The organism is Streptomyces sp. JK94 (assembly GCF_053613315.1).
The window spans coordinates 510606-530309 of sequence record NZ_JBSICH010000001.1; the positions used below are offsets into that span (position 1 = coordinate 510606).

The window sequence follows — 19704 nt, forward strand, 5'->3', positions numbered from 1 at the left end:
CCCGCGCCCCCGGCGGTCACAGGGTCTTCGCCGGCTGTTCCGGGAAGCGCCGCGGGCCGCCGTCGGGGGAGCGCCGGGGGCGGTGGACGCCGTCGCGGGACGGGCGCAGGGACGCGTCCGCGGTGTTGACCCGGGGCAGCGCGTACGGGTGCTCGTCGGCGAGCCAGCGGATCATCCCCTCGCGGACCGTGACCCGTACCGTCCAGATGTCGTCCGCGTCCTTCGCCGTCACCAGGGCCCGCACCTGCATGGTGTTCGCGGTGGTGTCCGTGACGGTCAGGTTGTAGTCGCGGCCGTCCCAGGCCGGGCACTCGCGCAGGACGTCGCGCAGCCGCTCGCGCATCAGGTCCAGCGGCGCCGTGTGGTCGAGGTACCAGAAGACGGTGCCGGTCATCTGCGGGGTGCCGCGCGACCAGTTCTCGAACGGCTTGGACGTGAAGTACGACACCGGCATGGTGATCCGGCGCTCGTCCCAGGTGCGTACGGTCAGGAACGTGAGCGTGATCTCCTCGACGGTCCCCCACTCCCCGTCCACCACGACCGTGTCGCCCATGCGCACCATGTCGCCGAAGGCGATCTGGAACCCGGCGAACATGTTGCTGAGCGTGGACTGCGCGGCGATGCCGGCCACGATGCCGAGGAGACCGGCGGAGGCCAGCAGCGAAGCTCCCGCCGCCCGCATCGCCGGGAAGGTCAGCAGCATCGACGACACGGCGACCACGCCGACGACCGCCGAGACCACCCGCATGATCAGCGACACCTGGGTGCGCACCCGTCGCACCCTCGCGGGGTTCTGCTGGGCGTGGGCGTGTGCGTAGCGCGAGTACGACGTCTCGACGACCGCCGCGGCGATCCGGACCACCATCCAGGCCGCCGAGCCGATCAGCACCAGCGTCAGCGTCCGGCCGACCCCCTCGCGGTGGTCGGGGAAGACGCGGGCCTCGATGTACGACCCTCTCAGCAGCGCCGCGCACAGCAGGAACTGGTAAGGGATGCGGGCGCGGCGCAGCAGCTCCCACAGGGGTGTCTCGGGGTGCCGTCCGTCGGCCTTGCGCAGCAGCAGGTCGGTGGCCCATCCGATGACGAGGGTCAGCAGGACGGAACCGCCGACCACGATCAGTGGGCGGAGTATGGTCTCCATCCCTCGAACGTAACCGGACGCGGTGCGCCGTGAACCTGTGACTTTCGTCCCGGTCCGGGGATCGCCGTGCTCCGCGCTGTCACACCCGGCTGGCACCATGGCCTCATGAACATCGTGCTCTTTCACTCGACCCTCGGCCCGCGGCCGGCGGTGCGCCAGGCCGCCGGCCGGCTGCGCGACGCCGGGCACCAGGTGTGGACCCCGGACCTCTTCGAGGGCCGGACCTTCGACACGGTCGAGGAGGGCATGGCCCACCAGGACGGCATCGGCAGGGAGGAGCTGCTGAAGCGGGCGGTGCTGGCCGCCGCGCCCTACTCCGAGCGGGGGCTGGTGTACGCGGGCTTCTCGCTGGGCGCCTCCATCGCCCAGACCCTCGCTCTCGGTGACCACCGGGCGCGCGGACTGCTCCTCCTGCACGGGACGTCCGACATCGCGCCCAACGCCTCGGTCGACGACCTGCCGGTCCAGCTGCACGTCGCCGAGCCGGACGCCTTCGAGACGGACGACTGGCTCAGCGCCTGGTATCTCCGGATGGGCCGGATCGGCGCCGACGTCGAGGTGCACCGGTACGCCGGGGCCGGTCACCTCTACACCGACCCGGAGCTGCCGGACTACGACGAGGAGGCGGCCGAGGCCACCTGGCGGGTGGCGCTCGGCTTCCTCGGCTCGCTCCAGGAGGCGGACGCCCCTCAGACGGGCGCGTAGACCCGCTCGACCCGCTGCGTGCCGCTGCGTGTGCGGTACGAGCGCGCCCACGCCGACGTGGCGTCCGGGTCGGTGCGGTCGGAGACGACGTAGTAGTCCATCTGCGCCCGGTCCGCGGTGACGTCCAGCACGCCGTAGCCGTGCCGGTCGGTGTCGACCCAGTGGACGTGCCGGTTCGCGGCCCGGATGACCGGTGCCGCGATCGCCGAGACCGTGCCCTCGGGGACCTTCACGATGTCGTCCAGGTTGTCGGAGGTCACCGACGTGACGACGAACTCCGTGGCGGCCGAGGCGGACAGGGGATAGGTGGCCGCGTTGTACGGCACGTCGTTGGCCCACGCCATGTGGATGTCGCCGGTCAGGAACACCGTGTTGCGGACGGCGTTCGCGCGCAGGTGCCCCAGCAGTTCGCGGCGGTCGTCGGTGTACCCGTCCCACTGGTCGGTGTTGAGGGCGAGCCCCTCCTTGGGCAGGCCGAGCAGCTCGGCGAGCGGCTTCAGCAGCTCGGCGGGGATCGAGCCGACGGCGAACGGCGAGATCATCACCGGGTTGCCGACCAGCCGCCACGCGGTGTCGGAGGAGGCGAGCCCGGCCTTGAGCCAGTCCAGCTGGGCGCGGCCGGTGAGGGTGCGGTCCGGGTCGTCGACCTCGCCGCTGCCGACCGCCACCTGCTGCGAGCGGAAGGAGCGCAGGTCCAGCAGCGACAGGTCGGCCAGCTTGCCGAAGCGCAGCCTGCGGTAGGTGGTGCCGGCGATCGCGGGGCGGACCGGCATCCACTCGAAGTAGGCCCGCTTGGCGGCGGCCTGACGCGCCGCCCAGCTGCCCTCGGCGCCCTCGGTGTGGTTCTCGGCTCCGCCCGCCCAGGTGTCGTTGGCGATCTCGTGGTCGTCCCAGATGGCCACGACCGGCGCGGCGGCGTGCAGCGCCTGGAGGTCGGGATCGGTCTTGTAGCGGCCGTGCCGGACGCGGTAGTCGGCGAGTGTGAGGATCTCGTGGGCGGGAGCGTGCGGCCGTACGACGGTGTCGCGGGTGCCGTACTCGCCGGTGCCGTACTCGTAGAGGTAGTCGCCCAGGTGCAGCCAGGCGTCGAGGTCGCCGCGGGCCGCGAGATGCCGGTACGACGAGAAGTGGCCCGCCTCCCAGTTGGCGCAGGACACCACGCCGAAGCGCAGGCCCGTCACGGCGGCGTCGGCCGCGGGGGCGGTGCGCGTGCGGGCGGCGGGGGAGTCGGTGGGGCCGGCGGAGAAGCGGAACCAGTAGTCAGTGGCGGGGGCGAGGCCCCGGACATCGGCCTTGACGGTGTGGTCGGAGGCCGCCGTGGCGGTGACGGACCCCTTGGCGACGATGTTCGTGAACGCCTTGTCCAGGGCGACGGCCCAGGCCACCTCGGTGTCCGGGCCGGTGCCCGAGCCCGGTATGGACTCGGGCGTGGGGGTCACCCGGGTCCACAGCAGGACACCGTCGGGCAGGGGATCGCCGGAGGCGACGCCGTGCAGGAAGGCGGGGGCGGCACCGGCGGCTCCGGCGGGCAGCGCGGCGGCGAGCGGGGCGGCCAGGACGGCGCCGGCCGCCGCGGCCTTCACGACCGTACGGCGGCTCGGCGTGCGGGGGGCCGTGCGCCGCGCGGGCGACGGGACGGTGCTCTCGGATGATCTGTGTCGACTGGTCACGGGCGATCAGATTACTGATCGGTAAGCGCGCGAGCGGGCGAACTCACCAAAGTTCGCCCGCTCGTTCGCCGTTCGTCGCTACTTGGTGACGCCCGCGTCCTCGAGTGCCTTCTGCCACTCCTCGTCGGTGCTCGGGGTCTCGATCACCTTGTCGTTGATCTTGACGGTCGGGGTCGACTGGACGTCCTCGGCCTTCTGGAAGGAGTCGCTCATCTTCATCGCCCAGGCGTCGTAGGTGCCCTTCTCTACGGCGTCCTGGAACTTCTGGTTGTCCTTCAGGGCGTCGACCGTGTTCGCCACCTTGATCAGGTAGTCGTCCTTGGCGAACTCGTCGGTCGACTCCGAGGGGTGGTACTCGGAGGAGTACAGCGCGGTCTTGTAGTCGATGAACGCCTCGGGACCGACGTTCAGCGCGGCGCCGAGCGCGCTGAGGGCGTTCTTGGAGCCCTCGCCGCCGAGGTTCCCGTCGAGGAAGGTGCCGAGCGTGAAGGAGAGCTTGTAGGTGCCGTCCTCCATGCCCTTGTTGACGGTCTCGCCGATGGACTGCTCGAAGGAGGCGCACCCCGGGCAGCGCGGGTCCTCGTAGAGGTGGACGACGTCGTCGCCCTCGGCGTCGCCGAGGATGACCGTGGTGCCGTTCTCGCCGGAGGTGTTGGCCGGGGCCACCACCTCGGCCTCGGCGGCCTTGTCCCAGCCCGTGGGCTTGTTGTTCTGGACGACGGCGTAGCCGATGCCGCCGGCTATCGCCAGCACGCCGACGATGGAGCAGGCCACGATGGCCTGCCGCTTGACCTTGTCGCGCTTGGCCTGACGCTCGCGCTCCAGGCGCAGCCGCTCTCGGGCCGCCGTCTTCGCCGCCTGACTGTTCCGCTTGCTCATGGTGGTGATCTCTCCGGGGACGCGCACACGGTGTGTGCGGAAGGCTGATGGGGACTGCTGGTGCTCGGTGACGCGTCACGGGCTCGGGGGCGCGTCACGCGCTCGGGCCGTGCCCACGTGTCGGGCCCCGTGCCCACGTGCCGGGCCGCACCCGGGCCGTGCGTCACGCGCGGGCCGTGCTCCGGCGCGGGCCGTGTCCCGGCCGTGCGCGGGCCGTGTCACACGAGGGCGGCCGGGCGAGGCGGTCCGCGCCGTCCCAGGGAGTGGGTGAGGATCCGCTCGCGGGCGCCGGCGGTGCGGCGGGCCGGAGGGGTCGGGCGGCGCACCGCGGGGGCCCGGCGTACGTTCACGGCCGCCACGGCGAGCAGCAGCGGCCGGAAGGTGGTCGCCGCCACCGCGCTCAGCAGCTGGGCCAGCGCCCGCTCGCCGCGCCGCAGCCAGGCCGCCGCCAGCAGACCGACGCCGACGTGCGCGCCGAGCAGCAGCCAGGCGCTCGCGGGGTCGGCGTCGGCGAGCACGGCCGCCAGCCGGTCGGTCTCGGCGCCGGTGACCCGGCTCAGCGGGGCGGTCACGCCCGCGTGGACGCCGGTCCCGTCGCCGCACAGCACGTCGAAGCCGACGGAGCGCAGCGGGCCCGCGACCGGGCCGCCCGCCCGGCCGTAGCAGACGTGCTGGCCGGTGGTGAAGACCGTGTCGGCGGCCAGCTCCAGCGGGATCAGCAGGGCGGCGATCCGCCCGAAGCCGCGCTCGCGCCGCCCGGCCAGGGCGTACGCGATCAGGAACACGGCGGCGGCGACCGCCGCGACCGTGGGCAGCGGCAGCGGAACCCCGGACAGCAGGACGTGCGACGCGGTGCTGAGCGTCACGACGAGTGCCGTGAACAGCGCCGCGCGCACGGCTCTGAGCGGGGTTCCGGATATGTCCATAGCGAAAGAAGAGTGTGTCACGGAGCCCGGTAAGGGACCCCTAAAGGGTTCCTGTGCGAGAGACGACGGTTACAGACCCGGAATCCGGCCGTTGCGGAAGAGGTCGACGAAGGTCTGGTGATCGGCACGCGCGCGGGCGCCGTACCGGTGGGCGAAGTCGACCAGCAAGGGGGCGAAGCCCTCCTCGTCGGCCGCGATCGCCGCGTCGATGGCCCGCTCGGTGGAGAAGGGCACCAGGGACTCCCCGGACTGGTCGTCCGCCGCCGCGTGCATGGCGGCCGTGGCCCGGCCCAGGTCGGCGACGACCTCGCCGATCTCCTCCGGGTCGTCGATGTCGCCCCAGTCCAGGTCGACGGCGTACGGCGAGACCTCGGCGACCAGCTGGCCCGCGCCGTCCAGCTCGGTCCAGCCCAGCCACGGGTCGGCGTGCGCCTGGAGGGCGCGCTGGGAGATCACCGTGCGGTGGCCCTCGTGCTGGAAGTAGTCCCGGACCGCCCGGTCGGCGATGTGCCGGGAGACCGCCGGGGTCTGGGCCTGCTTGATGTAGATCACGACGTCGTTCTCCAGGGCGTCGCTGTTGCCCTCCAGGAGGATGTTGTACGAGGGCAGGCCGGCCGACCCGATGCCGATGCCCCGGCGGCCCACGACGTCCTTCACGCGGTAGGAGTCGGGCCGGGTCAGGGACGACTCCGGGAGCGTCTCCAGGTAGCCGTCGAAGGCCGCGAGCACCTTGTACCGCGTGGCCGCGTCCAGCTCGACGGAGCCGCCCCCCGGAGCGAAGCGGCGCTCGAAGTCACGGATCTCGGTCATCGACTCCAGCAGCCCGAACCGGGTCAGGGAGCGCGCGACGCGCAGCGCGCCCAGGAGCGGCCCGTCGGCGGTGTCCAGCGTGAACGGGGGCACCTCGTCGCGCTTGGCGCCGGTGGCCAGGGCGCGGATGCGCTCGCGGTACGCGCCCGCGTACACCCCCACCAGTTCGGTGATCTGCCCGTCGCTGAGCGCCTTCGCATACCCGATCAGTGCCACGGAGGCGGCGAAACGCTTGAGATCCCAGGTGAACGGGCCGACGTAGGCCTCGTCGAAGTCGTTGACGTTGAAGATGAGCCGGCCGGTGGAGTCCATGTACGTGCCGAAGTTCTCCGCGTGCAGATCGCCGTGGATCCACACCCGGGAGGTCCGCTCGTCCAGGTACGGGCCGCCGCTCGCCGGCCCGAACTCCTGGTCCACGGTCAAATCGTGGTAAAAGAGACTCGCGGTGCCGCGGTAGAACGCGAAGGCCGAGGCCGCCATCTTCCGGAACTTCACGCGGAACGCCGCGGGGTCTGCGGCCAGCAGTTGACCGAAGGCGGTGTCGAAGACGGCGAGGATCTCCTCGCCTCGCTCCTCGTTGAGCTGCGGAACCGACATGCCTGGTGCCTCCTGGTGCGGATGGTGCGCGGCGGGTGGAGCGGATCCTCCACGCGGACCAACGTGCGAAGGGGTGCGGAAGTGCCCGCGCCCCCAGGAGCCGCCCCGGCGCGCGGGCCCGCACACGAAGGTACGCGGGGAAGCCCTCGGAGTGTCGGCGGCGAGGCATAGACTTCGACGCCGACCCCCGGACTGTCCGCAGCTCGCCGCAGCCCGTCGCCACCGCTCCCCCAGGAGGCCGAACGTGTCCAAGCCGCCGTTCACGCACCTGCACGTCCACACCCAGTACTCGCTGCTGGACGGTGCCGCGCGGCTGAAGGACATGTTCGACGCCTGCAACGAGATGGGCATGACGCACATCGCCATGTCCGACCACGGCAACCTGCACGGGGCGTACGACTTCTTCCACTCCGCGAAGAAGGCCGGAGTGACCCCGATCATCGGCATCGAGGCGTACGTCGCCCCCGAGTCGCGCCGCAACAAGCGCAAGATCCAGTGGGGCCAGCCGCACCAGAAGCGGGACGACGTCTCCGGCTCGGGCGGTTACACCCACAAGACGATGTGGGCGACCGACAGGACGGGCCTGCACAACCTCTTCCGGCTCTCCTCCGACGCGTACGCCGAGGGCTGGCTGCAGAAGTGGCCCCGGATGGACAAGGAGACCATCTCGCAGTGGTCCCAGGGGATCGTCGCCTCCACCGGCTGCCCCTCCGGCGAGGTGCAGACCCGCCTGCGGCTCGGCCACTTCGACGAGGCCCTCAAGGCGGCCGCCGACTACCAGGACATCTTCGGCCGGGACCGCTACTTCCTGGAGCTGATGGACCACGGCATCGAGATCGAGCACCGGGTCCGTGACGGCCTGCTGGAGATCGGGAGGAAGCTCGGCATCCCGCCGCTGGTGACGAACGACTCGCACTACACCTACGCGCACGAGGCGACCGCCCACGACGCCCTGCTGTGCATCCAGACCGGCAAGAACCTCTCCGACCCGGACCGCTTCCGGTTCGACGGCACCGGCTACTACCTGAAGTCGACGGACGAGATGTACGCCATCGACTCCTCCGACGCCTGGCAGGAGGGCTGCGCCAACACGCGTCTGATCGCCGAGATGATCGACACCACCGGCATGTTCGAGAAGCGCGACCTCATGCCGAAGTTCGACATCCCCGACGGCTTCACCGAGGTCACCTGGTTCCAGGAGGAGGTGCGCCGGGGCATGGCGCGCCGCTTCCCCGGGGGCGTCCCCGAGGACCGCCAGAAGCAGGCCGAGTACGAGATGGACGTCATCATCCAGATGGGGTTCCCGGGCTACTTCCTCGTGGTCGCCGACTTCATCATGTGGGCCAAGAACCAGGGCATCGCGGTCGGCCCCGGCCGAGGCTCCGCGGCCGGTTCGATCGTGGCGTACGCCATGGGCATCACCGACCTCGACCCGATCCCGCACGGCCTGATCTTCGAGCGGTTCCTCAACCCCGAGCGCGTCTCCATGCCCGACGTCGACATCGACTTCGACGAGCGCAGGCGCGTCGAGGTGATCAGGTACGTGACGGAGAAGTACGGCGCCGACAAGGTCGCCATGATCGGCACGTACGGCAAGATCAAGGCGAAGAACGCCATCAAGGACTCCGCGCGCGTGCTGGGCTACCCGTACGCGATGGGCGACCGCCTCACCAAGGCGATGCCCGCCGACGTCCTCGGCAAGGGCATCGACCTCAACGGCATCACCGACCCGGCGCACCCCCGCTACAGCGAGGCCGGCGAGATCCGCGCGATGTACGAGAACGAGCCGGACGTGAAGAAGGTCATCGACACCGCCAAGGGCGTCGAGGGCCTGGTGAGGCAGATGGGCGTGCACGCGGCCGGCGTGATCATGTCCAGCGAACCCATCGTCGACCACGCCCCGATCTGGGTGCGGCACACGGACGGCGTCACGATCACGCAGTGGGACTACCCCCAGTGCGAGTCGCTCGGCCTGCTGAAGATGGACTTCCTGGGTCTGCGCAACCTCACGATCATGGACGACGCCGTCAAGATGGTGAAGTCCAACAAGGGCATCGACCTCGACCTGCTGTCGCTGCCGCTGGACGACCCCACGACCTTCGACCTGCTCCAGCGCGGCGACACGCTCGGCGTCTTCCAGTTCGACGGCGGACCGATGCGCTCGCTGCTGCGGCTGATGAAGCCCGACAACTTCGAGGACATCTCCGCCGTCTCCGCGCTCTACCGCCCCGGCCCCATGGGCATGGACTCGCACACCAACTACGCGCTGCGCAAGAACGGCCTCCAGGAGATCACGCCGATCCACAAGGAGCTGGAGGAGCCCCTCCAGGAGGTCCTGGCGGTCACCCACGGCCTGATCGTCTACCAGGAGCAGGTGCAGAAGGCCGCCCAGATCATCGCGGGCTACTCGCTCGGCGAGGCCGACATCCTGCGCCGGGTGATGGGCAAGAAGAAGCCCGACGAACTGGCCAAGAACTTCGTCCTCTTCCAGGAGGGCGCCCGCAAGAAGGGCTACAGCGACGAGGCCATCCAGGCCCTGTGGGACGTGCTGGTCCCCTTCGCCGGCTACGCCTTCAACAAGGCGCACTCGGCCGCGTACGGACTGGTCTCGTACTGGACGGCCTACCTCAAGGCGAACCACCCCGCCGAGTACATGGCCGCCCTGCTCACCTCGGTCAAGGACGACAAGGACAAGTCGGCCGTCTACCTGAACGAGTGCCGGCGCATGGGCATCAAGGTGCTGCCGCCCAACGTCAACGAGTCCATGGCGAACTTCGCCGCGCAGGGCGACGACGTGATCCTCTTCGGCCTCTCCGCCGTCCGCAACGTCGGCACCAACGTCGTCGAGTCGATCATCAGGTGCCGCAAGGCCAAGGGGAAGTACCTGTCCTTCCCCGACTACCTGGACAAGGTGGAGGCGGTCGTCTGCAACAAGCGGACGACCGAGTCGCTGATCAAGGCCGGCGCCTTCGACGAGATGGGGCACACCCGCAAGGGCCTCACCGCGCAGTACGAGCCGATGATCGACAACGTGGTCGCGGTCAAGCGCAAGGAGGCCGAGGGCCAGTTCGACCTCTTCGGCGGCATGGGCGAGGAGCAGAGCGACGAGCCCGGCTTCGGACTCGACGTCGTCTTCGGCGAGGACGAGTGGGACAAGACCTATCTGCTCGCCCAGGAGCGGGAGATGCTCGGTCTCTACGTCTCCGACCACCCGCTCTTCGGCCTGGAGCACGTGCTGTCCGACAAGGCCGACGCGGGCATCTCCCAGCTCACCGGCGGCGACTTCGGTGACGGCGCCGTCGTCACCATCGGCGGCATCATCTCGGGCCTCCAGCGCAAGATGACCAAGCAGGGCAACGCCTGGGCCATCGCCACCGTGGAGGACCTGGCGGGCTCCATCGAGTGCATGTTCTTCCCGGCGACGTACCAGCTGGTGTCCACCCAACTCGTCGAGGACGCCGTGGTGTTCGTCAAGGGGCGCCTGGACAAGCGGGAGGACGTGCCGCGGCTGGTCGCGATGGAGCTGATGGTCCCCGACCTGTCCAACGCGGGCGCCAACGCGCCCGTGGTCCTCACCATCCCGGCGACCAGGGTCACTCCGCCGATGGTCAGCCGCCTCGGCGAGATCCTCACGCACCACCGGGGCGACAGCGAGGTCCGGATCAAGCTCCAGGGGCCGACGAAGACGACGGTGCTGCGCCTGGACCGGCACCGGGTGAAGCCCGACCCGGCCCTGTTCGGCGACCTGAAGGTGCTGCTCGGCCCGTCCTGCCTGGCGGGCTGAGCCGCCGCGCGGGGGCCGCAACGGCCCGTCGTGCGATGTCAGTTGTGGCCGAAGCGCTTGTGCCGCTTGCGGGAGGCCGCGTCGCCGGGCGTCGTCAGCTGCGGGGGGTGCTGCTCCTCGCGGTCCAGCACGGCCGCCTCGGCGCCCTGCGGGGCACGCTCGGTCCGGGGCTGCTTACGATCACGGTTGTTCTTGTTCTTGGCCATGTGATCTACCTCCTGAGGGGGATCTGGGGGCCAGGGCCGTCTCCAGATTCACATAGGCCAACAAAGAACGCACATCGGGCAATTACCGTGCGTGACCCGGTTTGTCGGGGCGCGAGGCGCCGAAACGCCACGCCGAAGATCGAGTTCGGGCCGTTAACCTCCGCGTGGTCGGGCAGACTCGAAGGAAGCCCGAAGCAAACCTCCCGGAAAGAGGGTGGATCGCGTGGACCGCTGCATCGTCCTGGTGGATGCCGGGTATCTGCTGGGGGCCGCCGCGAGTCTCCTCGCGGGGGAGCCCTCACGCTCGCGCATCACCGTCGACCACGCCGCCCTCGTCCAGGGGCTGCGCGACCGAGCCGAGGCGGACACGCAGCAGCCCCTGCTGCGCATCTACTGGTTCGACGGCGCCCCCGACCGCGTCCCGCAGCCCGAGCACCGGCGGCTGCGCGTCATGCCCAGGGTCACCGTCCGGCTGGGCGCCCTCACGCGCAGTGACGGCCGCTGGGCGCAGAAGGGCGTCGACGCCGCGATGCACGCCGAGCTGACCGAGCTGGCCCGCAACCGCGCCTGTTCCGACGTCGTCCTGGTGACCGGCGACGGCGACCTGCTGCCGGGCATGATGGCCGCCAAGGAGCACGGTGTCGCCGTGCACCTGTGGGCCGTGCAGGCCGCCGACGGCGACTACAACCAGTCCGAGGACCTGGTCGCCGAGGCCGACGAGCGGCGCGTCCTGGACCGCGTGTGGATCACCAGGGCGGTGCGCGCCAAGGAACTCGGCGGGATCTGCGCGCCGCCGCCCGTGCCCCGCCCGGAGATCGCCGCGATCCTCTCCGCGCCGCTGCCCGAGTCCGCGCTCTCCGCGGCCGCCGAACGGCCCGCCGAGGAGCCGGAGCACCCCACGACGACCCGCGCTCCCCGCAACGGCGGCGAGGAGCGCGTACCGCCCGCCAAAGGCGTCCCCACCCCCAAGGACCTCGCCGCCCTGCGCGCCCCCGGCGCCCATCCCGCCCCGCATCCCCCGACCGCCACCCTGCGCTGGTCCTCCGACAAGGGCTGGGTCGACCGCCCGCCCGCCGCCGAGCCCGCCGAGGCCGCCTCGATGCCGACGCTGGCCCAGCTGACCACGGCCGAGCAGCGCTGGGCCGACCGCGAGGAGGACATCACCACGGTCGGCGGCGATCCGTACGAGGTCGGGCAGGTCTTCGCCCGGCGCTGGCTGGAACGCCTCGGCGCCCACGGCCACCTGGAGAAACTCTCCGGGATGTACCCCCGCATCCCGCACCGCGTCGACGGGGAGCTGCTGCGCTACGCGGCCCGCTTCGGGCTGCTGGCCCACAAGGACGACCAGATCGACGAGCACGACCGGTACGCGATCCGGGCCGGCTTCTGGCGGGAGATCGACGTCCGCACGGCGACCGAGCGGGCCCCCGCGGCGGAGTGAGGCCCCCGCCTCCTCCCCGGCTGAATCGACACTTACGGGCGGACCCCGGGGCGGGGCGGAGGGACGGACCCCGTAGTCTCGTCCCTTGTGAGTACGCGCGCGGCACAGGCACTTCGACCCGGTGGCGATGCCGTGTGCGCGGTGCGCGCACTGACCAAGACCTACCCGGCGGTACGCGGCAGGCGCGGCGTTCCCGCCACCCCCGAGGTGCGGGCCACCGACGACGTGACCCTGCGGATCCGCCGCGGTGAGATCTTCGGACTGCTGGGCCCGAACGGTGCCGGCAAGTCCACGCTGGTGCGCCAGCTCACCGGCCTGATGCGGCCCGACCGCGGCAGCGTGGAGATCCTCGGACACGACATCGTGCGCCACCCGGAGCGGGCCGCGCGCATCCTCGCCTACCTGGGGCAGGAGTCCAGCGCCCTGGACGACCTGACCGTGTCGCTCGCCGCCGAGACCACCGGACGGTTGCGCGGCCTAGAGGCGCGACGGGCGCGCGCCGAGCGGGACGCCGTCCTCGACGAACTGGGTCTGACCCCGCTCGCCGCCCGCCCGATCAGGAAGCTCTCCGGCGGACAGCGCCGCCTGGCCTGCTTCGCCGCCGCGCTGGTGGGGGAGCGCCCGCTGCTCGTCCTGGACGAGCCCACCACCGGTATGGACCCGGTGGCCCGCCGCGCGGTGTGGGCGGCCGTCGACCGACGGCGCGCCGAGCACGGCACGACCGTGCTGCTGGTCACCCACAACGTGATCGAGGCCGAGACCGTGATGGACCGCGTCGCGGTCCTCGACCGGGGACGCGTGATCGCCTGCGACACGCCTTCCGGGCTCAAGGAGAAGGTGGCCGGCGAGGTCCGGGTCGACCTGGTGTGGCGTGAGACGGCCCCGTTGAACGTGCCCGAGGTCGCCGCCCTGCGCGACCGCGCCACCGAGGCGGGACGCCGCTGGACGCTGCGGCTCGCCCCCGAGGAGGCCCGCGCGGTCGTCGCCACCGTCACCGGGGGCGCCGCCTTCGCCGCCCTGGACGACTTCACCCTCGCCACGCCCAGCCTGGAGGACGTCTACCTGGCACTGGGCGGAGCGGCGCGCCAGGGGCTGGTGAGGGCTTGAGCACGCGAACGGTGAGCACACCGGCCGCCGTGTCCGTACCCGACAGGGCGACGGCTGGGAACGACCGCCGGCGAAGCTTCGAAGGACCCGACGAAGGGGAGCAGCTCGACGTGACTGTCGTACCCGCCGATGTCCTGCCGGGCGGTGCCCTGGCCGTCGAGGACGAGGAGCAGGGCGCCGAAGGCGCCGAGCTCGGTCCCAGGGCGCGGCTGTGGCCGTCCCTGGTGGCCGTGTACCGGGCGCAGCTGTCCCGGGCGCGGGTCGCGCGCATCCCGCTGCTGTTCGTGGCCACCTTCCAGTCGGTCGGCATCATGATCCTCATGCGCGGGGTCGTGGACGGCGGCGGCGAGGCACAGGCCGTGGTCGCCGGGTCCGCGGTGCTCGTCGTGGCTTTCGTCGCGCTGAACCTGCTCGCCCAGTACTTCGGCCAGCTCCGCGCCAGCGGCGGCCTCGACCACTACGCGACGCTGCCGGTGCCGCCGGCCGCCGTGGTGCTGGGCGCGGCGGGCGCGTACGCGTCCTTCACCGTGCCGGGGACCGTCGTGACGGCGGTGTTCGGGTGCGTGCTGTTCGGGCTGCCGATGACCCACCTGTGGGTGCTGGCGGCCGTGATCCCGCTGGCGGGCGCCGCGCTCGCCGGGCTGGGTGCGGCGCTGGGCCTGCTCGCGCCCCGGCCCGAGTTCGCCACCCTGCTCGGCCAGCTGGGCATGTCGGCGGCGCTGCTGCTGGGCGTGCTGCCCGCCGAGCGGATGCCCGAGGCGGTCCGCCTGGTCCGGGACCTGCTGCCCTCGACGTACGGCGTGGAGGCCTTCGCGCGTACGTTCGGGGAACGGCCCGACTGGGCCTTCGTCCTCGGCGACCTCGCCGTGTGCGCCGTGGTCGGCGTGGTCTCGCTGGCCGTCGCCACCTGGGCGTACCGCCGGGCCGCCGTCCGGTGACGCGCCGCACAGGCGGGTTTGGCACGATGGCACGGTGACCGCGCCTCTGACTCCGCCACCGCCACCGAACGATCGCTCGTCGTACCAGGGCGGGCCGGTGCCGCCGCCCGTCGGAGCGCACGCGGTGGGCACCGCGTCCGGCGCCGCGTACGACCCGCACGGTGAACAGGACGGCCCCGGCACGCCGGCCGAAGTGCGGCAGGCCGTCGTGACCGCGGTGGTGATCGCGCTCTTCGGTGCGCTGCTGGGCGTGCTGTGGTGGAAGCTGGCGCCGACCGTGCCGCTGGTCGGTGACGTGACCGGCGACACCTGGGTCGTCTACCTCAAGGAGTCCGAGGGCGAGCAGGCGGCCGGGGTCGACGGCGCCTTCACCCTGCTCGCGCTGGCGTTCGGCGCGCTCAGCGCGGTGGTCGTCTTCCTGCTGCGCCGGCGCGGGGGCGTGCCCCTGGTGGTGGCGCTGGGCGTCGGCGGGCTGCTCGGTTCGCTCCTGGCGTGGCGGGTCGGGGTGTGGCTCGGGCCCGCGCAGGACGTGATCGCCCACGCCAAGGACGTCGGCAAGGGGGTGACGTTCTCCGCGCCGCTGAAGCTGGGGGCGAAGGGGGCGCTGCTGGCGTGGTCGGTGTCGGCGCTGGTGGTCCACCTGGGGCTGACGGGACTGTTCGGACCCCGTGATCCGGAGCCCGACCCGTGGCCGGCACCCGGGCAGCACCCGTCGGGGCCGTACGGGGAGAAGTCCGCGTAGGGCCGCGGCGCCCCGCCGGGCGGTACGAACGCCCGTGGCCGGCCGGTCGCGGGGGCGCGCGCCCGCGGTGCGCCCTGCCCTCCTCGGCGGGCACCCGCGAGCACGGGGTTCCCGACGAGGTCCGTCCGGCCGTTCGCTCGCCTGTCTGCCTGTCTGCCTGCTCGTCCGGTCCTTCGCTCGTCCGGTCGTCCGTACGTTCGCCCGCTCGGCTGTCCGCTCGGCCGTCCGGCCGGAGGCGACGCGTCCGTCAGGGGGTCACGCGCGGCCGACGGGGGCGAGGACCGCGTGCGTCAGCTTGGCCAGGTCGTCGGGGGAGAGCTCGACCTCCAGTCCGCGGCGGCCCGCCGACACGCAGATCGTGGCGTGCCCCGCGGCCGACGCGTCCAGCACCGTCGTGAGCCTCTTGCGCTGCCCCAGCGGGGAGATGCCGCCCCGCACGTAGCCCGTGGTGCGTTCGGCCAGGGCCGGGTCGGCCATCGCCGCGCGCTTGCCGCCCACCGCGGCCGCCAGCGCCTTCAGGTCGAGCTGGCCCGCGACCGGCACCACGGCGACCGTCAGCGCGCCGTCGACGTCCGCCACCAGCGTCTTGAAGACCCGCTCCGGTGAGACGCCCATCGCCTCGGCCGCCTCCTCGCCGTAGGACGGGTGGGCGGGGTCGTGCTCGTAGGCGTGGACCGTGTACGGCACTCCTGCCGCGGTGAGCGCCACCGTCGCGGGCGTGCCGCCGCCGGAGTGCTGCTGCTTCTTCGGCTTCTTCGCCATCCGGGCGGTTCCTCAGTTGAGACTCGTCGGGCCGCGCGTCAGGTCCGACGCCGGCAAGGACGGCAGCGTACGGATGATGGCCGTCTCGGCGCGAAGGAGTTTCAGCTCGTCCCGCAGGCGGGAGGCGGTGTCCGGGGCCTGGAGCAGCCGCTGCTTCGTCGGGGTGTCGTGCATCAACGCGGCGGCGACCAGGTAGGAGACCACGCCCGGCTCGTCCGGCAGGTCGGCGCCGGTCGCCAACGACCGCTCGCGGGCCCCCGCCAGCCGCTTCTGGTACTGCCGGAAGGATCGCAGCACCCCCTTGGCCAGCGCCCCCGCCTCGTCGCCGGGATCCTCGGACAGCGGCTCCAGCTCGGCCGTCAGGAAGGGACCCGAGGCCTCCACCGAGATCAACCGCACCCGGGTGGTGCCGGTGGCCAGCACCTCGAAGGTGCCGTCGGCGTGTTCGCGGACCGTCGCCGCGTCCGCGACGCAGCCGACCTTGTGGAACGCCTTGAGCGGGTCGGGCCCGAAGCCCGCCGACGGCCCCTGCTCGAGCGGAGTCGTCGGATCGGGCAGGCCGGGGGCGCTCCGGGCCACCTCGTAGCCGTCGCGGATCGCGACGACGGCGAAACGGCGCGGTTCGTCCTCGGGGGTCTTCAGCAGCTCGCGCATCATGGCGCGATAGCGCTCCTCGAAGACGGTGAGCGGAAGCACCAGCCCCGGGAACAGGACCGAGTTCAGGGGGAAGAGCGGGAGCCGGACGGTGGTCACGACGCAGAAGCCTAATGGTCGCCGGGGCGGACGTGAGCGCCGTGCCCACTTCGTGGATGACCTGAACCCGCCGTACCGGGCGCGGAGGCCAGGTGCGCGCGGACGTCCGCGCGCACCTGGAGGAAGCGGCCGAGCGGGTCGTCCGTGTCCCGGTCCCAGGGGAAGGACGTGACGTACGGGCCGGTCAGACGCAGTTGTTCCGCCGCGTCCTGTCGACGGTCCAGACGCACCAGGACGTACGCCAGGAGGTTCCGCAGCTCCGCCGGCCACGGGTCGGCCGCCGGGTGGGCGGCCGAGAGGAGGATCGCGCGGTCGGCCGCCGCGTCCAGGCGGGCCCGGTGCACGCCGGCCGTGTCGCCGTCGCCGCGCGCCGTCAGACAGGCGAAGGCCGCCCGCAGCGGCAGTGCCCGTACGAGCGCGTCCTCGGGTGCCTCCCGCGCCGCCGTCTCGGCGAAGTCCAGGCACTCGCGGTGCGCGCCGGGTGAGACGGCGGCGAGGTACTCCAGGGCGGCCACGTGGCATCCGTAGTGGTGCGGGGAACGACGCACGGCCTGCGCCCACAGCCGTTCGAACTCGGTGTGACCGGCCTGCGCGCCGCGGGCCGTGTCGAGCGCGGTCCGCCACGGCACCGGGTCGGCCCCGGCGGCCTCGGCGGCGGCCGTGACCGCGGGGGCCACCTGGCGCAGCAGTTCGGTGCGGGCGGGCGAGTCCCAGTGGCGGTCCACCGTCAGCCGGGCGCCGACCAGCAGGGCGTCGGGGTCGTCCGGGGCGGCGGCGCGCCAGTCCTCGAGCCACTCGGCGCGTGCGCGGGCGAAGGCGGCGAGCCGGGTCGCCCAGCGGTCGCGGTGCTCCCACTCGGCGTGTGCGCGGGTGCCGGCGAGGAGGGCGGCCGCGGGGGCGGGCTCGCCGCGGGCCGCCGCGACCAGGGCCGGGGCGAGGCGGTCGTCGGGGGCGTCGAGGAACACGTCGTCGTCCGGGACGGGACGTGGTGGCCGGGAGCGGGCCCGCCGGGCCGCCGTCCGGAGGAACGCGCGCAGCATGGCCAGTACGACGGCCGACGGTACGTGATGGTTGTGCGACGGCCCGGCCCCTCCCGGTCCCTCCCGGGGCCCCTGGTCCCTCCCGGACCCCTGGCCCCTCCCGGACCCCCGGCCCCTCCCCGGCCTGCCCGCCCCCGGTGCGACGCCGTGCCGTCCTGGTCCGGGCGGGTCTGCCGCCCCCGGTGGGGGACCGGGTCGTCCTCGTCCGAGCGGTGCTTGCCGCTCCGGCGGGGGCGTGCCGTTCCGGCCAGGGCCGGCCTTGCCGCCTTCGGTGGGGCCGTGCCGCCCTCGTCCGGTGAGGCCGTGCCGCCCCGTCCGGGCGGGTCCGCCGCCCCTGGAGGGGAGGCCGTGCCGTCCCTCCTCCCCGGACCGGCCCCGCTGCCCCGGAGGGAGGCCGTACCGCCCGGGGCGGCCCGGCGGCCCGCGGTCAGTTCCGCCGCAGGAGCCGTGTCGCGCCCGCCGCCACCGTCGTCGCCAGGACCCAGCCCAGCAGGATCAGGGCCGTCGCCAGCCACTGCCAGCCGTCACGGAGCTGCCAGGAGGCGGCCTGGCCGAGGTCGATGACCGGCAGCAGCAGGTCGAGGGCGAAGAGGGCCGGGTTCCAGTCCGGATGCTCGTCGCTCTTCACCGGTGGCGGGGCGGCGCGCGCGAAGGCCAGCGAACCCGCCGCCCACAGCACCGCCATCCACACCGCGGCCCGGCCCGGCCGGTAGCCGTAGGCGACCGTCCAGTCCTGGGCGTAGCCCACGAGCTTCGCGGCGACGGGCAGGCCCTCGCGGCGTCTGCGGTGCTTGGCGAGCAGCACCTCGCGGGCGTCCTCGTCCTCGCCGCCCGCCCGCAGGACCGCGGCGAGCCGCTCGTACGGCTCCGGGTTGTACTCGGCGGTCGCCGCGCCCACCCACCGCAGCCGCTTCTCCAGCGGGAACGGCCCCCGGGGCACCAGGTTCTCGTAGGCGAAGCCGCCCATGTGCAGCCGGCCCGGGCCCGGCCAGCTGGCCGCGCGGTCCATCAGGTTGACGACCCGGGCGCCCGACAGCACCACCCGGCCGCGCGCCGGCCGCTCACCGAGGAACCGCAGCTCGGGCGTCTGCACCCGGCGCAGCGACAGCTCCTGGTCGTCGGTGAAGGTGAACCGGGCGTGCTCCAGGTCGACGGCGTCGCCGAACCGTCCGTCGTCCAGCCGCACCCCGCCCTCGCACTCGAACCGCTGGATGCGCGTCCCCTGCGCCGGGGTCGTGCCCCTCAGCAGCGGGCTGCCCAGGCCCGCCGGGGTCATGTACAGCGTGCGTTCCACCGTCAGCTGCGGGGCGTTCAGCGCGTGCCGGGTGTACGGGTTGAGGAGCCGGGCCCCGCGCAGGCTCAGCGAGACGCCGACCTGGGCGCTGCGCAGACTCACCTCGCCGTACGACTCCAGCATCTCGGCCTGGAGGTCCTGCCCGACGGTCAGGCCGTCCGCGGCGATGGAGCGCCCGCTGCGGTCCCGGTGCACGATCGCCTGGTTGAGCAGCAGGTCGGTGCCTATCTGCGCGTCCGTGAGGCGGATTCCGCCCGGGAAGCGGGAACGCGGCAGATGCAGGTCGCCCTCGGTCTGCAGCCGGGCCGCCTCCAGCCGGGGCACGTAGCAGTCCACCAGCCGGACGGTCGTGAAACGGGTCTCCGGCAGCAGCACCTCCCGCTCGAAGCGGCAGCCCCGCAGCTCGACGTACGGCACCACCGTGCCGCCCGCGAGATCCATCGTGTCGCTGATCCGCACGCCCACGAGCTGCAGCGAGGACACCCGGCCCGCCAGCGCCGGCGGACCGTCGAGAAGCAGCCAGCACACGATGCGCGCCCGCACGGTCCGCTCGGGCCCCCACGGATGCCCGCCGTGCGGGTCGTCGAGGAGCGCGTCGCCACTGCGCAGGTCGTACACACTGCCGTTGCGGAAGGCCTGCCACATGCCGGCCTCGGCGGCGGTCAGGTCGTCCGGCAGCTCTCCGTCACGGTGGCCCGCCCCTTCGGTCACGGTGCTTCACTCCCTCCCCGGCTACTCGTCGGTCGCTCACCCTTCGTACAACCGTTCATGCCCACTGCGTGATGCTCCGAACACTCAAAGTGAGGACGGGATGCCGGAGTTCCGCCGCCGCCCGCCAAGGACGCGGCGTTCTGTATCAGCCATTGATACGCGCGAACGACTCCCGACGCGGGTCTGAGAGAATTGGTT

16 protein-coding genes are annotated in these 19704 nt (G+C 72.6%); 6 read left to right on the forward strand and 10 right to left on the reverse strand.

Going from position 1 to position 19704, the window contains the following annotated elements; translation table 11 throughout:
- Nucleotides 1-16: 16 nt before the first annotated feature.
- A complete protein-coding gene (locus ACVV2G_RS02400; RefSeq protein WP_453840851.1) occupies nucleotides 17-1141 on the reverse strand; it encodes a mechanosensitive ion channel family protein in 1125 nt (374 codons plus the stop codon).
- Nucleotides 1142-1207: 66 nt separating this feature from the next.
- Here ACVV2G_RS02400 and ACVV2G_RS02405 point away from each other — a divergent pair, with 66 nt between their 5' ends.
- Nucleotides 1208-1846: a dienelactone hydrolase family protein gene (locus tag ACVV2G_RS02405; RefSeq protein WP_453840852.1), complete on the forward strand. Its 639-nt coding sequence runs from the start codon at nucleotides 1208-1210 to the stop codon at nucleotides 1844-1846.
- Here the strand turns inward: ACVV2G_RS02405 and ACVV2G_RS02410 are convergent.
- The 4 genes from ACVV2G_RS02410 to ACVV2G_RS02425 form a co-directional block, all read right to left on the reverse strand.
- On the reverse strand, nucleotides 1831-3516 hold the full coding sequence (locus ACVV2G_RS02410; RefSeq protein WP_453840853.1) for an alkaline phosphatase D family protein: 1686 nt from the start codon (nucleotides 3514-3516) through the stop codon (nucleotides 1831-1833). The genes ACVV2G_RS02405 and ACVV2G_RS02410 overlap by 16 nt on opposite strands.
- 78 nt (nucleotides 3517-3594) lie before the next feature.
- Nucleotides 3595-4395 (reverse strand): DsbA family protein, encoded by an 801-nt coding sequence (locus ACVV2G_RS02415; RefSeq protein ID WP_453840854.1) that lies wholly within the window; start codon nucleotides 4393-4395, stop codon nucleotides 3595-3597.
- A 218-nt stretch (nucleotides 4396-4613) separates the two neighbouring features.
- On the reverse strand, nucleotides 4614-5321 hold the full coding sequence (locus ACVV2G_RS02420) for a hypothetical protein (protein ID WP_453840855.1): 708 nt from the start codon (nucleotides 5319-5321) through the stop codon (nucleotides 4614-4616).
- A gap of 69 nt (nucleotides 5322-5390) precedes the next feature.
- Nucleotides 5391-6728, reverse strand: a complete 1338-nt coding sequence (locus tag ACVV2G_RS02425) for a DUF2252 domain-containing protein (protein ID WP_453840856.1) — start codon at nucleotides 6726-6728, stop codon at nucleotides 5391-5393.
- A gap of 244 nt (nucleotides 6729-6972) precedes the next feature.
- Here ACVV2G_RS02425 and dnaE point away from each other — a divergent pair, with 244 nt between their 5' ends.
- A complete protein-coding gene (gene dnaE, locus ACVV2G_RS02430) occupies nucleotides 6973-10512 on the forward strand; it encodes a DNA polymerase III subunit alpha (protein ID WP_453840857.1) in 3540 nt (1179 codons plus the stop codon).
- Nucleotides 10513-10550: 38 nt separating this feature from the next.
- Here dnaE and ACVV2G_RS02435 read toward each other — a convergent pair whose 3' ends face one another.
- Nucleotides 10551-10718, reverse strand: coding sequence for a hypothetical protein (locus ACVV2G_RS02435; protein WP_453840858.1), 168 nt, complete (start codon nucleotides 10716-10718; stop codon nucleotides 10551-10553).
- Between the two features lie 223 nt (nucleotides 10719-10941).
- On the opposite strand from ACVV2G_RS02435, the gene ACVV2G_RS02440 reads away from it, so the two are divergent.
- From ACVV2G_RS02440 to ACVV2G_RS02455, 4 genes are all read left to right on the forward strand, one after another.
- The gene (locus ACVV2G_RS02440; RefSeq protein WP_453840859.1) at nucleotides 10942-12159 is read left to right on the forward strand and encodes an NYN domain-containing protein; all 1218 of its coding nucleotides are present in this window, start codon (nucleotides 10942-10944) and stop codon (nucleotides 12157-12159) included.
- Between the two features lie 132 nt (nucleotides 12160-12291).
- Entirely contained in the window at nucleotides 12292-13266 is a 975-nt protein-coding gene (locus ACVV2G_RS02445; RefSeq protein WP_453840988.1) for an ABC transporter ATP-binding protein, read from the forward strand.
- Between the two features lie 110 nt (nucleotides 13267-13376).
- Nucleotides 13377-14204 (forward strand): ABC transporter permease, encoded by an 828-nt coding sequence (locus tag ACVV2G_RS02450; RefSeq protein ID WP_453840860.1) that lies wholly within the window; start codon nucleotides 13377-13379, stop codon nucleotides 14202-14204.
- 34 nt (nucleotides 14205-14238) lie between these two features.
- Entirely contained in the window at nucleotides 14239-14946 is a 708-nt protein-coding gene (locus tag ACVV2G_RS02455; protein WP_453840861.1) for an AAA family ATPase, read from the forward strand.
- Nucleotides 14947-15201: 255 nt separating this feature from the next.
- On the opposite strand, the gene ybaK is transcribed toward ACVV2G_RS02455, so the two are convergent.
- The 4 genes from ybaK to ACVV2G_RS02475 form a co-directional block, all read right to left on the reverse strand.
- A complete protein-coding gene (gene ybaK, locus ACVV2G_RS02460) occupies nucleotides 15202-15708 on the reverse strand; it encodes a Cys-tRNA(Pro) deacylase (protein WP_453840862.1) in 507 nt (168 codons plus the stop codon).
- Nucleotides 15709-15720: 12 nt separating this feature from the next.
- On the reverse strand, nucleotides 15721-16461 hold the full coding sequence (locus ACVV2G_RS02465) for an LON peptidase substrate-binding domain-containing protein (RefSeq protein ID WP_453840863.1): 741 nt from the start codon (nucleotides 16459-16461) through the stop codon (nucleotides 15721-15723).
- A gap of 11 nt (nucleotides 16462-16472) precedes the next feature.
- Nucleotides 16473-17501 (reverse strand): hypothetical protein, encoded by a 1029-nt coding sequence (locus ACVV2G_RS02470; RefSeq protein ID WP_453840864.1) that lies wholly within the window; start codon nucleotides 17499-17501, stop codon nucleotides 16473-16475.
- Between the two features lie 427 nt (nucleotides 17502-17928).
- A complete protein-coding gene (locus ACVV2G_RS02475) occupies nucleotides 17929-19506 on the reverse strand; it encodes an oxidoreductase (RefSeq protein ID WP_453840865.1) in 1578 nt (525 codons plus the stop codon).
- Nucleotides 19507-19704: the final 198 nt, after the last annotated feature.